Origin of the sequence: Chloroflexus islandicus, assembly GCF_001650695.1 — a bacterium.
Taxonomy (GTDB): domain Bacteria; phylum Chloroflexota; class Chloroflexia; order Chloroflexales; family Chloroflexaceae; genus Chloroflexus; species Chloroflexus islandicus.
This window is the reverse complement of record NZ_LWQS01000052.1, coordinates 1-13339: the sequence shown is the minus strand read 5'-3', so window position 1 is coordinate 13339 and position 13339 is coordinate 1. Positions and strand designations below refer to the sequence as shown.

12 protein-coding genes are annotated in these 13339 nt (G+C 62.2%); 10 read left to right on the top strand and 2 right to left on the bottom strand.

Going from position 1 to position 13339, the window contains the following annotated elements; all coding sequences use genetic code 11:
* Positions 1-40: 40 nt before the first annotated feature.
* Positions 41-937 carry a hypothetical protein gene (locus A6A03_RS09885; protein WP_066787239.1) on the bottom strand — a complete coding sequence of 299 codons (897 nt, stop codon included), beginning with the start codon at positions 935-937 and terminating at the stop codon, positions 41-43.
* Positions 938-1012: 75 nt separating this feature from the next.
* On the opposite strand from A6A03_RS09885, the gene A6A03_RS09880 reads away from it, so the two are divergent.
* The 7 genes from A6A03_RS09880 to surE all read left to right on the top strand — a co-directional run bounded on the left by A6A03_RS09880 (position 1013) and on the right by surE (position 9806).
* Positions 1013-1747: a metallophosphoesterase family protein gene (locus A6A03_RS09880; protein ID WP_066787236.1), complete on the top strand. Its 735-nt coding sequence runs from the start codon at positions 1013-1015 to the stop codon at positions 1745-1747.
* A 5-nt stretch (positions 1748-1752) separates the two neighbouring features.
* The gene (locus A6A03_RS09875; protein ID WP_066787233.1) at positions 1753-3090 is read left to right on the top strand and encodes an aspartate aminotransferase family protein; all 1338 of its coding nucleotides are present in this window, start codon (positions 1753-1755) and stop codon (positions 3088-3090) included.
* A gap of 313 nt (positions 3091-3403) precedes the next feature.
* Positions 3404-4330, top strand: a complete 927-nt coding sequence (locus A6A03_RS09870) for an undecaprenyl-diphosphate phosphatase (protein WP_066787230.1) — start codon at positions 3404-3406, stop codon at positions 4328-4330.
* Between the two features lie 426 nt (positions 4331-4756).
* Complete coding sequence (locus A6A03_RS09865; protein WP_066787223.1) at positions 4757-5896, top strand: tyrosine-type recombinase/integrase; 1140 nt, start codon at positions 4757-4759, stop codon at positions 5894-5896.
* Between the two features lie 140 nt (positions 5897-6036).
* Positions 6037-7353: a chlorophyllide a reductase subunit Y gene (gene bchY / locus A6A03_RS09860; RefSeq protein ID WP_066787220.1), complete on the top strand. Its 1317-nt coding sequence runs from the start codon at positions 6037-6039 to the stop codon at positions 7351-7353.
* A complete protein-coding gene (bchZ, locus tag A6A03_RS09855; protein ID WP_066787216.1) occupies positions 7350-8831 on the top strand; it encodes a chlorophyllide a reductase subunit Z in 1482 nt (493 codons plus the stop codon). The genes bchY and bchZ overlap by 4 nt, the downstream gene beginning before the upstream one ends.
* Before the next feature lie 195 nt (positions 8832-9026).
* Positions 9027-9806: a 5'/3'-nucleotidase SurE gene (gene surE / locus A6A03_RS09850; protein ID WP_066787213.1), complete on the top strand. Its 780-nt coding sequence runs from the start codon at positions 9027-9029 to the stop codon at positions 9804-9806.
* A 114-nt stretch (positions 9807-9920) separates the two neighbouring features.
* On the opposite strand, the gene A6A03_RS09845 is transcribed toward surE, so the two are convergent.
* A complete protein-coding gene (locus A6A03_RS09845) occupies positions 9921-10475 on the bottom strand; it encodes a hypothetical protein (protein ID WP_156525310.1) in 555 nt (184 codons plus the stop codon).
* A 207-nt stretch (positions 10476-10682) separates the two neighbouring features.
* Here A6A03_RS09845 and def point away from each other — a divergent pair, with 207 nt between their 5' ends.
* From def to A6A03_RS09830, 3 genes are all read left to right on the top strand, one after another.
* Entirely contained in the window at positions 10683-11249 is a 567-nt protein-coding gene (gene def / locus A6A03_RS09840) for a peptide deformylase (RefSeq protein ID WP_066787208.1), read from the top strand.
* A 537-nt stretch (positions 11250-11786) separates the two neighbouring features.
* Positions 11787-12314, top strand: coding sequence for an HD domain-containing protein (locus A6A03_RS09835; protein ID WP_066787205.1), 528 nt, complete (start codon positions 11787-11789; stop codon positions 12312-12314).
* Between the two features lie 130 nt (positions 12315-12444).
* The gene (locus tag A6A03_RS09830) at positions 12445-12888 is read left to right on the top strand and encodes an RpiB/LacA/LacB family sugar-phosphate isomerase (protein WP_066787202.1); all 444 of its coding nucleotides are present in this window, start codon (positions 12445-12447) and stop codon (positions 12886-12888) included.
* Positions 12889-13339 lie beyond the last annotated feature (451 nt).

Below are 13339 nucleotides of genomic sequence, written 5' to 3'. Positions count from 1 at the left end.
ATATGGAGTGCGGCAGTTGAACTGCCGCACTCCATATCACTTACGGAGTTGCCGTAGGCGGTGGCGCTTCGGTCGGCACTTCCACCGGCGCTTCGGTGGGTGCTTCGGTTGGTGCTGCTGTGGGCGCTTCGGTTGGTGCTGCTGTGGGCGCTTCGGTTGGTGCTGCTGTGGGCGCTTCGGTTGGCAGCATCGTTGGTGTCTCCGCCGGTGGGATGTCTGGCGTGGCAGACGGCAGCTCTACCGGTGGCAATTCCGGCGACAGCGTCGGGGTGGCCGTGAAGAACACCGGCGGCGGTGGGATAATAATCGGGATCGTCGGCGTGTTGGTCACCGGGATCAATTCGTACGGCGTAGCTGTCGGCGACGGGATCAGCGTCGCGGTTGGCGAAGCAAGCACCGTCGGAGACAATGTTACCGTGGGCGAGGGGGATTCGGTAGCAGCCGGTGAAGGCATGGTCATGGTCGCCGTCGGTGGCGGCGCGACCGTGGGGCCGGTCGTAGCCGGAGCTGCGGTTGGATTGAGCATTGCGCCAACAAAGGCCATGCTGCCCAGCGCATACCCGAACAAGACCAACAGCAACACTGCTAATAACACACCGTAGATGAAGCGATCGCGCGGCGCTAGGCCGGCGAGCCATGCCCGCAGACCGCTCGCAGGTGAGGTTGAGACCGGCGCTAGCACCGCTGGCGCTGCCCCAGCCGGCGCCGTCGCTGCCAGCGGGGTGGACGTTGTAGGTAATGGCATCCCCATGTATAATGGGCAACGTACATGGGACGCCGACAAACAATAGCGCACTTGATAGTCAGGTTCAATTTGCGGGATTTCTTGCGCCTGCCCGGCTGCATAGCAGCGATGCTCTGGCGTCGGCGACGCAAACCGGATCGCTTGATTCTGTTTTAATCCAAGGTACGGGCAGTGTCCTGACGGTTCAACCATAACGGCGACGCTCCTGATAACCGGGTCGCTGCCAATTATACGATCTGGCTGCGAGCATCGTCAAAACGTAACGATATGCGGATTCTGATCCTCTCTGATATTCATTCCAACATCGTCGCACTTGAAACAGTGCTAGCCGATGCCGGTTCGTTTGATGCGTTGTGGTGCCTTGGCGACACGATCGGCTACGGGCCGGCGCCGAATGAGTGCATTGAATTGATGCAGCAACACGCCACGGTGATCTTAACCGGCAACCATGATTTGGCCTGTCTGGGCAAAATCAGTCTCAACGACTTTAACCCTGATGCCCGGCGGGCTAATCTCTGGAACGGATCCCAACTCAAGCCGGCGAATCGTGAATGGATGCTGCCGCTCCAACCCTCCCACACGGTTGACAATCGTTATCATCTTGTGCATGGCAGCCCGCGCGAACCGATCTGGGAATACTTGCTCATGCCATCGCAGGCGCTCGCTAACCTCGAATGGTTTCACGAACCAGTCTGCTTCATTGGGCATTCGCACGTCCAGTTTGCCTTTCGCTGCCCCAACGGCGAAGATCGGTGCGAGCGGATCATGCCGGAAGGGACTAGCCAAATCACGCTCACCAGCGATGCGCGCTACTTTATCAACCCCGGCAGCGTCGGCCAGCCGCGCGATCACGATCCACGCGCCGCCTACGCTATATTCGATACCGACAAGCAGATCCTGACATTCAAGCGGGTAGCTTACGACGTCCAACGCACCCAAGAACAGATGCGCAGCTATGGCTTGCCGGCGGCGCTGATCTACCGCCTCAGCGTAGGGATGTAATGCGTATGTCACTCGAACAACTCTACCGCCAGCGATTCGCTGGTTCGGCTGTCTTGGCCCAACGCGCCTTGCAACGCTTTCCCGGTGGCGCGACCCACGATGGTCGCTACGCCGATCCCTTCCCTCTCTTCATGGAACGCGCCAACGGGCCGTATAAGTGGGATGTGGATGACAATCGGATGATCGACTATTGGTGCGGCCACGGCGCGCTGTTGCTCGGCCACGGCCACCCGGCGATTGTCGAGGCGATCGAACGGCAAGCGCCGGTGTCAACCCATCTTGGCGCCAGCCACCGGCTGGAGCTGGAGTGGGCCGATCTGATCGCCGAGCTGATTCCGGGAGCTGAGCGCATCCGGTTTACCGCTTCAGGCAGCGAAGCGACGACGCTGGCCCTACGCCTTGCCCGCGCCGCTACCGGCAAGACGACGCTGATCCGGTTTGCCGGCCATTTTCACGGTTGGCACGACGCGCTGGCCCCCGGAGCCGACCCCGATGATCCCAATCGCGGCGTGTTGCCAGAGACGTTGGCGAGCTTGATCATTTTGCCAACCGATCTTGAGCAGGTGGAAGCAACACTAGCCTCGCGCAATGATGTGGCGGCAGTGATCCTCGAACCAACCGGCGCGTCGTATGGTTCAATCCCGTTGCCCGCCGATTTCCTGCCCGGCCTGCGCGAGCTTACCCATCGCTACGGCGTCTTGCTCATCGCCGACGAAATCGTCACCGGCTTTCGCGTCGCTCCCGGCGGGGCCTGCGCACGGGCCGGCATTACGCCCGATCTGGTCTGTCTGGCGAAGATTGTGGCCGGCGGCTTGCCCGGCGGCGCGCTGGCCGGCAGGGCCGAGCTGCTCGACCTGCTGGCCCACGACGAGCACGGGCCGCGCGGACGTATTCGCCAGCAAGGTACTTTTAACGCCAACCCGCTCTCGGCGGCGGCAGGGATCGCAATGCTGCGCGCCGTCGCGACCGGCGAACCCGGCGCGATCGCGGCGCAACGCGGCGAATTGCTGGTCAAGATGCTAAACGAACTCTTTGCCAGCAAGGGTCTGCGCGGGTGGACGGCCTTCGGCGATGGCTCGATTTTCCACGTGTTTGTCGATCCAGCTACTGATCTTGCTCCCGGCGACATCCCGCGCAATCTGCCGCTCGCAACGCTGAAGCGCGGCGGCGATGCCCGGTTCTTGCGCCGGTTGCGCATGGCGCTGCACCTCAACGGTGTCGATCTGATGCGCGGACGGAGCGGGTTTGTCTCGGCGGTGCATAGCGAGGCGGATATTCGCGCAACTGTCGCGGCAGTGGCGGCGTCAATTGAGATGGTGCTGAGTGAGGACGAGGGTGTGTAGCGATCGATGGAGTGCGGCAGTATCATTGCCGCACTCTGTAGAAACCCTCCCATCCAGTAGGATGCGGCAGTATCACTGCCGCACTCCGTAATAGAGCAGTCGACTCAGCGGATGGTGGCAGTATCACTACCGCATTCCATAGGTAGAGCAGACCATTTTATTGAGCAGGATGCGGCAGTATCACTGCCGCACTCCATAGGAGAACATTTCATTCAGCGGTAGACACCCTCTCATATACTGAGCATTGCGCTCTGTTGGCACAGGTCTTCGATCCATCGTTCTTTCACGTAATCAATAAGGTTTGAATTCCACCATGCAAACACAATCCATTTCGCTCCCCCGTTCTAGTCTCTTTATCGGGTTTGCTGTCTTGCTCGCCTTCGCCTTGCTCATCACCGCGCCTGCCAACCCCGATTGGTGGCAGGTGGTGGTGTTGGGGATCGTGCAAGGCATCACCGAATGGCTACCAATCTCTTCAACTGCACACCTCTTGCTGACCAGCCAATTGCTCAACTATCAGGGCAGCATCGGCGGCACCTTTGAGATTGCGATCCAGTTTGGCACCGTCTGCTCAGTGTTGCTTTTTTACTGGCGTGATCTGCTTGACCAAGCCAAGGCCCTGATTGGGCGCGGTGACCCGGTGACGATCGCCACCGCGCGCAAGCTCTGGCTCGGTGTGATCATCGCTTTTGTGCCGGCGGCAGCGGTAGGCATCGTGGCCCGCGACTTCATCAAAGCAGTGCTGTTCGAGTCGCCGTTAGTCATTGCAGCGGCGTTGATCATCGGCGGGATTATCTTTCTCTGGATCGAACGGGGTAGCGCCAAGGGCCGCGCCAGCACCGCGGTTGACTTTGCCACCGTCTCGAACCGGCGGGCCTTGACGGTCGGCATTGCCCAAATCTTCGCGCTGGTACCGGGAGTCTCGCGCTCTGGGGCGTCGATCGTTGGCGGGTTGCTGGCCGGCTTCGACCGGCCCACCGCGACGGCGTTTTCGTTTTACCTTGCCATCCCGACGCTTGGCGCGGCGACGCTGGTTGACTTGATCGGCAGCCTTGACCAGATTCAGACCACCGATTGGGGCCGGCTGTTGCTCGGCGCAACGGTGGCGATGATTGTCGGGTATGGCTGTATCGGCTGGTTGCTGCGCTATATCGCCACCCACAACTTCACCGTGTTTGGTTATTACCGGATTGTGGCTGGGGTGCTGATTATTGGCGCAGTCGCGCTGGGGGTGTTGTAGGAATAGCCACGAAAAGACACAAAACACACATAAAACTGTTGTGCTTCTTGTGGCTTTTGGTGGCTAGGCTCACACTCCCCTCCCCCAGCGGGGGAGGGGCTAGGGGTGGGGGCACTTCCCCGCAGCGGTGGAGGTAAGGGAATAGCCACGAAAAGACACAAAAGACACATAACACTTTGTGACTCTGGTGGCTTTTGGTGGCTAGGCTCACACTCCCCTCCCCCAGCGGGGGAGGGGCTAGGGGTGGGGGCCATATCCCCCCTCCCCCAGCGGGGGAGGGGCTAGGGGTGGGGGCCACATCCTAGCAGCAGTGGAGATAAGGGAATAGCCACGAAAAGACACAAAAGACACATAAAACTTTTGTGACTCTTGTGTCTTTTTGTGGCTATTCCATGTTGCGGCTATTCCATCTTCTATGGCGCCATTATGACCGAACTCGCCGAACAACCACTCACACCCGAAACGTCGATCGCCGTCGCCGGCGCGATCTGGCTGGCGCGGCTATCCAGCGCCGGCCTCGCCGAGAGCGATGACGACGACGAACTCGATGAGGATACCCGCGAGCGCCAACGCCACCATGCGCGCCAGACCATCGCTAGCTACGAGACGGCGGTGCGCATCTTTACCCGCTGGGCCGAACGCAACGGGAAACACCGGCTGGGAGATTTGCAGATCGGCGATCTGGTGGCATACGCGCGTGCGCTGCGCAAACGTAGCTACGACCTCTCGCAGCGCGCGGCGACGGCGCGGGCCGGCGGTCAGAGCGAACGGCTCTCTGAGCGCACGGTGCATGCCTACGTGCGCCCGCTGTTTGGCTTTCTGGCGCTGGCTGACTCGCAAGGGGCGATCCCGTTTCGCGTCGCCGCGGCTCGCCCCGAAGTGAGCCGGGTCTTGCCGCGCCTGCCCACCCCGATCGCTCCCACTCCACCCGATCTACGCCGGTTAGTGCGTTTTTATGACAAGCCAGCCGGAGAGGAACGTGAGCGGCAGATGCTGACCCGTCTACGCAATGCCGCACTGCTGCACCTGCTCTTTTCCAGCGGGGCGCGCATCTCCGAGGCGCTCAGCCTCGATGTCGGCGATGTGGCGCGCGACCGGCGCATCTTGGCGCGAGTGATCGTGCGCGGCAAAGGCCGGCGCGAAGGCACCCTCTTTATCCGCAAACACGCCGAACAGGCCCTGCACCGCTACCTCGCTGCGCGGAACTGGCCGCCGGCCCGCGAACCGCTGTTTGTGGCCTTCGACCCACGCACCGGCGGCGGCAGGCTGTCGCGGATCAGCGGCTGGCGGATTGTCACCGGTGCAGCCAATGCGCTGGCCGATCAGCTCGGGTGGGAAGGCAAAGCTGACGAGGCTGAATTGTTACGTCAAGTCACACCGCACACCTTCCGCCATTTTGTCGGCTATCATCTGCTCAACGAAGGGGTTGCTCTCGCCGAAGTATCGCAAATCTTGCGCCACCGCAGCGTGGAAGTGACACGCAGCTTCTACGCTAGCTACGCCGATGTGCAACTGCAAGAGGTGCATGACCAGTTTAGCGCCGATCCGTGGCCGCTGGATGAGTAGGGCACGGATAGCCGATCCGTGTCTCATCCCCGTTCATAGCAATTAAGCAAGAAATTTGTTGTATAATACCAACCATTCGCGTCCCTGTTTGATCATCCCGGCATGCAGTAGAGCGGCTGTGTCCGGGCAGAGGAGTTGTTATGGCCGAGATCATTCCCCTGACGCCGGCCGGCGCCGAGGCCCCCGCCGAACCGTTTCGCGGCGGCGCGTGCAAGCTCCATCCGCAGACCATGTGCCCTGCGTTTGGCGCGTTGCGCGTGCTGACCCGGATCGAGGGCGCGCAGCCGGCAATGGTGACCGATACCGGCTGTCTGTACGGGTTGACGTTTGTCACCCACTTTTACGCGGCACGCAAGAGCATCGTCGCGCCGGCGCTCGGCACGGCTGAGCTGTCGAGCGGCAAGGTGCAAGAGGCGGCCAACGCGGCGATTGCGGAAGCGGCGACGGCGGCCAATACGTCGTTTATCCCGGTCATTTCGCTCTGTGTGGCTGAAACGGCCGGCTTGGCCGAGGAGCTGCTGCCGAAAGAGGTTGACGGCAAGCCGGTGATTTTGGTGCGAGTGCCGGCCTACGCGATCCATTCTCACCCCGAAGCGAAGGATGTGGCGCTAGCGGCGGTGATGCGGCGGTTTGTCGATACCAGCGGCGAGCACGAACCGGGCACGCTGGCCCTGATCGGCGAGGTCTTTCCGGCTGATCCGTTGTTGATCGATGGTGTGCTGCGCAAGATGGGCGGACGGGTGGTGACGACCCTCCCCGGCCGGCACGTTGATGAGATTAAGCAGGCCGGTCGGGCAGCGGCAGTAGCGGCGCTGCACCCCTTCTACCGCGAGACGATCGGCGTCTTACGCGAGCGGGGTGTGGCCGTGGTCAGCGGCGCGCCGATCGGCGCTGAGGGGAGTGCGGCGTGGCTGCGCGCCATTGGGGCAGCGCTCGACCTTGATGAAGATGTGGTCGAGCGGGTGGCCGCCGAAGAGGAAGCCGCCGCACGCGGCTTTTTGGCTAGCAAGCCGCTGCAAGGCGCGACCATTCTCGTTTCCGGCTACGAGGGCAACGAGATGCTCTATGCTCGCTTGCTGATCGAAGGCGGTGCGCGGGTGCCTTATGTGAGCACCAGCATCGGCCCTAGCGCCCTCACCGCCGCTGATGAAGCATGGCTGAAGGCCCACGGTACCGAGGCGGTGATCTACCGCAAGACGCTCGAAGACGATCAGGCAGCAATGGCGCGCTGGTCGTTCGATCTAGTGATCGGCACCACCACGCTGGCCGCCTACGCCAAAGAAAAGGGCATTCCGTCGGTCTACTACACCAACATTCTCAGTGTGCGCCCGCTCTTCCTCGCCGGCGGCATGGTCGCGTCACTCAGCTTTGTGCGCGACCTGCTCAACCGCAAACCGATCTACGACCGCATGCTGGCGTTCTTCGAGGGTGATGAGGGCCGGGAGGCGAACCGATGAGCATTACTTTGATCCGTGATATTTCCGATACCAGCAGCTACTGGGGCGCGTCGTGGGTGTTTGGCTGCTTCCCCGACGTGCATATTGTCTGCGATGCGCCGATCGGCTGCTACAACCTGCTCGGTATGGCCGTCACCGATTATACCGATGCGCTGCCGCACATGGCCAACCTGACGCCGACCTCCATCCGCGAAGAGGATGTGATCAACGGTACGGCCAAGGCGCTGATCCGCACGATTGACGATCTGCGCACGATGGGGATGCTGGCAGGCAAACGGCTGCTGGTGGTTTCGACCGCCGAGAGCGAGATGATCAGCGCCGATCACGCCCAACTAGTGGCGCAGATCGATCCCGAAGCGCGGTTCTTCTGGAGCCAATCGCTCGAACAAGACGAGTGGACGGGGCGCGAGCGAGCGTTGTTGTTTGCGTGGGAACAGTACGGCAAACCGTTTGTGCCGGCGGATGTCCAACCCCGCCCGCGCACGGTCAATATCATCGGCCCCTCGTTGGGATGTTTCAACGCGCCCAGCGACCTCTACGAACTTAAGCGGTTGATCACCGGCATCGGCGCCGAGATTAACCTCGTTTACCCTTACGAAGGCAGCATCGCTACCACCCCCAAGCTGGCGGAAGCGGCGGTCAACGTGGTGATGTACCGCGAGTTTGGTCAAGGTCTGGCCGAAGCGTTGGGCCGGCCCTACCTCTTCGCACCGTTCGGCGTCTTTGGCACCACCGCCTTCTTGCGCGAACTCGGCCAACTGCTCGGTATCGAACCAGCGCAGGTTGAGGCGTTCATCGCGCATGAAAAGCGCACGACCCTGCAACCGGTGTGGGATCTGTGGCGCGGCCCGCAGAGCGACTGGTTTGCCACCGTCGATTGCGCGATCGTCGCTGCGCGCAGCTACGCCGACGGTCTGCGCAGCTTCCTCGGCGACGAGCTGGGCATGAAGATCGCGTGGGTGTCGGGCCGGCCCCGCCGCGAAGACGAGCCGGACAACATCGAGATCCGGAAGCGGCTGCACGCCAAAGCGCCGGCGTTTGTGTTCGGCAGCATCAACGAGAAGATCTATCTGGCCGAGGCCAATGCCCGTGGCACCCACTACATCCCGGCCACCTTCCCCGGCCCGGTGGTGCGGCGCACAACCGGCACGCCGTTTATGGGATACGCCGGCGCGGCCAACCTGATGCAAGAGCTAGTCAACCGCTTCTACGAGACGGTGATCAACTTCTTGCCGGTCGAGACGGTCACGCCGGCAGCCGGCGGCCCGCCCAAGCCGAGCGGGGCCGAGACCATGCCGTGGACGAAGGAGGCGACCGACCGGCTGAACGCGGCGCTCGACGCGGTGCCCTACCTTGCCCGCATCAGCGCCAGCCGCTCGTTGCGCGCCGCTGCCGAGCAAGCCGCCCGCGCGCGCGGCCTGAAAGAAGTCACGCTCGAAATCATCGAAGCGGCAATTGCTCAGGGAGCCGCCTCGTGATATGCTGAGAGCGGAGCGCGGTGGTAAAGTGCATCACTGATGCGAGGATACCGAGCATTGGTGTGCATGACGCATAGCTCCAAGCGGCGACAATTCGCCTTTGGAGCACAAAACGGCTGATCACCGGCTACCAATGCCAGAGCCGGCCAGCGCTCCGCTTGACGCCACCGATCACGAGAAATGCGGAGTCTCTGCATGCATATCTTAGCCACCAACGACGACGGCATCGACAGCCCCGGTCTGTGGGCACTGGCCGGGGCCATGCGTGCCGCCGGCGCGCAGGTCAGCGTCGTTGCTCCCGCCGAAGAGCAGAGCGCGATGAGCATGGCACTGCCACCGCAAGCGAATCGCGAACTGCGCGCCATCATCCCGCCCGCCGAATTCGATGGCATGCTCGCCTTTGCCCATAACGGCTCGCCGGTCGCGTGCGTGACGATCGCTATGTTAAGCGGCGTGCTGCCACCGATCGACGCAGTTGTTTCAGGGATCAATCGCGGCCTCAACAGCGGCACCAACGTCATGCTCAGCGGCACCGTCGGCGCGGCCATGATCGGCGCGATGTGGGGCTTGCCGGCGATGGCAGTCTCACTGCAATACCGCGGCCCGGAACCCATGCCGTGGCACACCGCCGCCTACGCCGCCCAACGCCTCTTCCCGCTGCTGGCCCAGATCCGCGGGCAGGCGCCGGTCGTGCTCAACGTCAACGTTCCCCACGTCGCTTCACCCGCCGAACTGCGCGGCTTTCGCCAGACCCGGCTCTCGGAATTCTTCTTCGGCCACTACCTCGACATCGCCCTCACCCCACCCGGCCCTGCCGAGCGCGCGCAGATTGCGTTCCACTTTGCCCGCGAGCGCATCCCGGAATTCGCACTTGACACCGACGACGGCGCAGTGCTGGCCGGTTACGTCTCGGTGACGCCGTTGCGACCAATGATCGACGGCAGTCCGGTACGGTTGGAATTGCCAGACCAGTAACAACCACGGCGCGAAGTTGGCTGATCGCCCTTCGCGCCGCTTGCTTCATCGGTCAGAGAGTAGCGCATCCGCCGCCATCACCGCCGGCAAAGAAGCGCAGCAATGTACCTTGCCTCACGGCACATACGGCGGCAGACCGATGACGACAAAGGTCTGATCAGCGCGCTTCATCACCAAATATTCAAACACTGACCGCGGGGGAAATTCTTCTAGACTAGCGCCACAACACGGGCCAAACGTGAAAACGCCACCTTCAGGATCCTCCAGTTGCACACCGATCAAGAAGTAATCATCACGCCATTGCAGGCTGCTGACGATCTGCTTGACCTTGAGACACTGGTGAATGTTGCACATGCCCTGCAATAGCGCCGGATAATCGGCAGGATCAACGTTGGGGACGTAGGCGATGATCGACTCATACGAACCGCCGAATAACTCAACGGCAGCCGCATAATCACCGCGGTGCAAGCGATCAAAAAACTCAATCAAGGCTTGCTGGGCAAGCTGTTCGTCGGTAACGACCGGCGTGGGTGAAGCGGTCGCGGTTGGCGTAGGCAGCACGGTGGCAGTCGCGGTTGGCGTAGGGGGAAGCGCAACCGGTTGCGCGGTACAGGCGAGCACGTTCACGATCACTATGCCGGCCAGCATAAGGGCTATGCGCTTATTCATCGAACCCGCCTAGCACAAACAACTGATCGTTTCTAATAATGTTATATGGCTCCGTTCCTCGATAGTCAATGAGCAGCAGCGCCACATTCAACGCCATGACCCCAACCGCTTGTTTGACCTATTTTCACCTTGCCCCTCGCGCCGCGCTGTCGTAGAATAGAAAGAGTAACCGCAACAAACGCCTGCGGGCAAGGATAGAAATGTTCTATGGCTATTCGACGCATTCTCCGCATTGATGACGCCGAGGATCGCAAGATTCTCAAGATGCAGTGCCGCCCGGTCAAGCTGCCCGATCGCAATCTCAAGCAGTTGGTGGCCGATATGTTCGAGACGATGCATGCAGCCAACGGGGTGGGGCTAGCTGCGCCGCAGATCGGCATTCCGATCCAGCTCTGCATTATCGAAATTCCCGCCGAATACGAAGAGCGCCCCGACGGCAGCCTCGTTGAAGTAGCGCCAGCGGAACCGTATGTGCTGATCAATCCGCGCATCGTCAAGATGAGCGGCGAAGAGGTCATGCGCGACGAGGGATGCCTGAGCTTGCCCGGCTGGTACGGCATGGTGCCGCGCCAGACGTGGGTGACGGTCGAGTTTCAGGATCTGAGCGGCAAGCATCACCGGCTGCGCCGGGCCGACGGCTTGTTGGGTTGGGCCATCCAGCACGAGGTTGATCACCTCAACGGCATTCTCTTCACCGAGCGCATCCGCGACCTGAGCACCCTGCGCGACATCACCAAAGAGCGCGAACCACAGCCGGCAGAAGCGCAGGGCTAATAACACGGCTTTCTCCCTCCCCCAGCGGGGGAGGGCTGGGGTGGGGGCAACAGCCCCCGCTGGGGTGCCCGGCCCTGAAGGGCTAGGCTATGGTTACGAAACCCGCTGCACGGGCTGATGGCCCTCACCCCCCGCCCCCCTCTCCCACCTGACGGCGGGAGAGGGGGAGTTGCATCGTTTGCAGGCAAGGCATCGGCGAGCGAGCGGGAGCAGCGCCCCGCTCCCGCGCCGAGGGGATGAGGGTCAGATCGGATTCACCGCCGAGGGCGCGGAAAAAAGATCGCCATACCAATCATCTTTGCGTGCTTTGCGTTTACCATCTCTGCGCCTTTGCCTCCTCTGCGCCTCTGCGTTGACGCCCTCACCCTCCGGCCCCCTTTCCCACCTGACAGCGGGAAAGGGGGAGCTGCGTCGTTTGCGGGCAGGGTAGCGAGCAGGTCATTGCCTTTGAGCAAGGCATGTGACTCCCTCCCCCAGCGGGGGAGGGCTGGGGTGGGGCAACATCCCCATACCGGATCGAGAAAGGAGCAAGTAGCGATGGACGACCTCGTGCAAGCTGCGCTCTACTTTGCGGCACGAGCGCACAACGGCCAACAACGTTACGGCAGCGACTTGCCGAAACTCGTTCACCTCAGCGACGTGGCGCTAGAGGTAGCGGCGGCGCTTACCGATGAACCGAGCTATGATCAGACGCTCGCCCTCTGCTGCGCACTCCTGCACGACGTACTCGAAGACACCGGCGTTGATGAAGCAACGCTAGTTGCACACTTTGGAGCAGCGATTACCGATGGCGTGCGCGCACTAACCAAAGACCCCACACTCCCAGCGCTAGAGCGCATTCCCGATAGCCTCCGCCGGATTGTGCAACAACCTCGCGAAGTATGGCTAGTCAAGCTCGCTGACCGGATCAGCAATCTCTCAGCCAAGCCACCGGCCCACTGGTCACCGGAACGGGTCGCAGGCTACCGCTCCGAAGGTGAACTCATCCTCACCACTCTCGGCGCCGCCAGCCCGCGACTAGCGGCCCGCCTGCGCGCCAAAATCGACCAGTATGGGATACAATAATGGCGCACCGGTGCAGTCTTGCAAGCCTAGCCACGAATGAAGGCAATGTTGCTGGCTTCGCCGGTAGGGAATGGATTTCAATCCTTCCATCGGCAATGACACAGAACTACCCCATGTGGGAGGACGTGTTATGCGGATAGCGGTAGGCAGCGATGAAAAGAACTACCTCACCGATGCCCTGATCGCCGAACTAGAGCGGCGCGGGCATGAACTGATTCTCTTCGGGCCACTAGCCGGCAACAACGATCCGTGGCCCGACGTCGGGCGGGCCGTCGGCGAAGCGGTCGCCTCCGGCCAAGCCGATCAAGGGATTGTCTGCTGCTACACCGGCACCGGCGTCAGCATCGCCGCCAACAAGGTACCCGGCATCCGCGCCGCGCTCTGCCACGACGCGCAGACGGCAGCCGGCGCGCGCAAGTGGAACGATGCTAATGTACTGGCGTTGAGCCTGCGCCTGACGACACCCGAACTAGCCCGCGAGATGCTTGATGCGTGGTTTGCCACCGAATGCCCGCCGGAAGAGCAGGCGACGATCGACCGGCTGCGCGCGTTTGACCGGGTGGCTGGGGCATAGGAACCTCAGAGCGCACCGCTCCCGCGCTCCTACTGTCATTGCGAGGGCGCAACGCGCCCGAAGCAATCTCCCGCTTCAGCGCACACCATGCCTGAGGACACCGCTCCCGCTCTTGCGGGAGATTGCTTCGCCGCCGCTGGCGGCTCGCAATGACATGAGGGATGCGGGACTCGTGCCTGAGCACACCCCTCCCGTGCTCGCAGGGGATTGCTTCGCCGCCGCTGGCGGCTCGCAATGACATGAGGAGAGCAGGGGCGCACCCCAATTGTCATTGCGAGGGGGCGCAGCCCCCGAAGCAATCTCCCGCGTCAGCGAGAACGATGCCTGAGCACACCGCTCCCGTGCTCGTGGGAGATTGCTTCGCCGCGCATAGCGCGGCTCGCAATGACATGAGGAGAGCAGGGGCGCACCCCAATTGTCATTGCGAGGGGGCGCAGCCCCCGAAGCAATC

Excerpts from the sequence above, each read along its gene's own strand:
- bchY (WP_066787220.1), top strand. The coding sequence starts at position 6,037 with ATGGCCGAGATCATTCCCCTGACGCCGGCCGGCGCCGAGGCCCCCGCC.
- A6A03_RS09875 (WP_066787233.1), top strand. The coding sequence starts at position 1,753 with ATGTCACTCGAACAACTCTACCGCCAGCGATTCGCTGGTTCGGCTGTC.
- A6A03_RS09880 (WP_066787236.1), top strand. The coding sequence starts at position 1,013 with ATGCGGATTCTGATCCTCTCTGATATTCATTCCAACATCGTCGCACTT.
- def (WP_066787208.1), top strand. The coding sequence starts at position 10,683 with ATGGCTATTCGACGCATTCTCCGCATTGATGACGCCGAGGATCGCAAG.
- A6A03_RS09835 (WP_066787205.1), top strand. The coding sequence starts at position 11,787 with ATGGACGACCTCGTGCAAGCTGCGCTCTACTTTGCGGCACGAGCGCAC.
- surE (WP_066787213.1), top strand. The coding sequence starts at position 9,027 with ATGCATATCTTAGCCACCAACGACGACGGCATCGACAGCCCCGGTCTG.
- A6A03_RS09865 (WP_066787223.1), top strand. The coding sequence starts at position 4,757 with ATGACCGAACTCGCCGAACAACCACTCACACCCGAAACGTCGATCGCC.
- A6A03_RS09830 (WP_066787202.1), top strand. The coding sequence starts at position 12,445 with ATGCGGATAGCGGTAGGCAGCGATGAAAAGAACTACCTCACCGATGCC.
- bchZ (WP_066787216.1), top strand. The coding sequence starts at position 7,350 with ATGAGCATTACTTTGATCCGTGATATTTCCGATACCAGCAGCTACTGG.
- A6A03_RS09885 (WP_066787239.1), bottom strand. The coding sequence starts at position 937 with ATGGTTGAACCGTCAGGACACTGCCCGTACCTTGGATTAAAACAGAAT.
- A6A03_RS09845 (WP_156525310.1), bottom strand. The coding sequence starts at position 10,475 with ATGAATAAGCGCATAGCCCTTATGCTGGCCGGCATAGTGATCGTGAAC.
- A6A03_RS09870 (WP_066787230.1), top strand. The coding sequence starts at position 3,404 with ATGCAAACACAATCCATTTCGCTCCCCCGTTCTAGTCTCTTTATCGGG.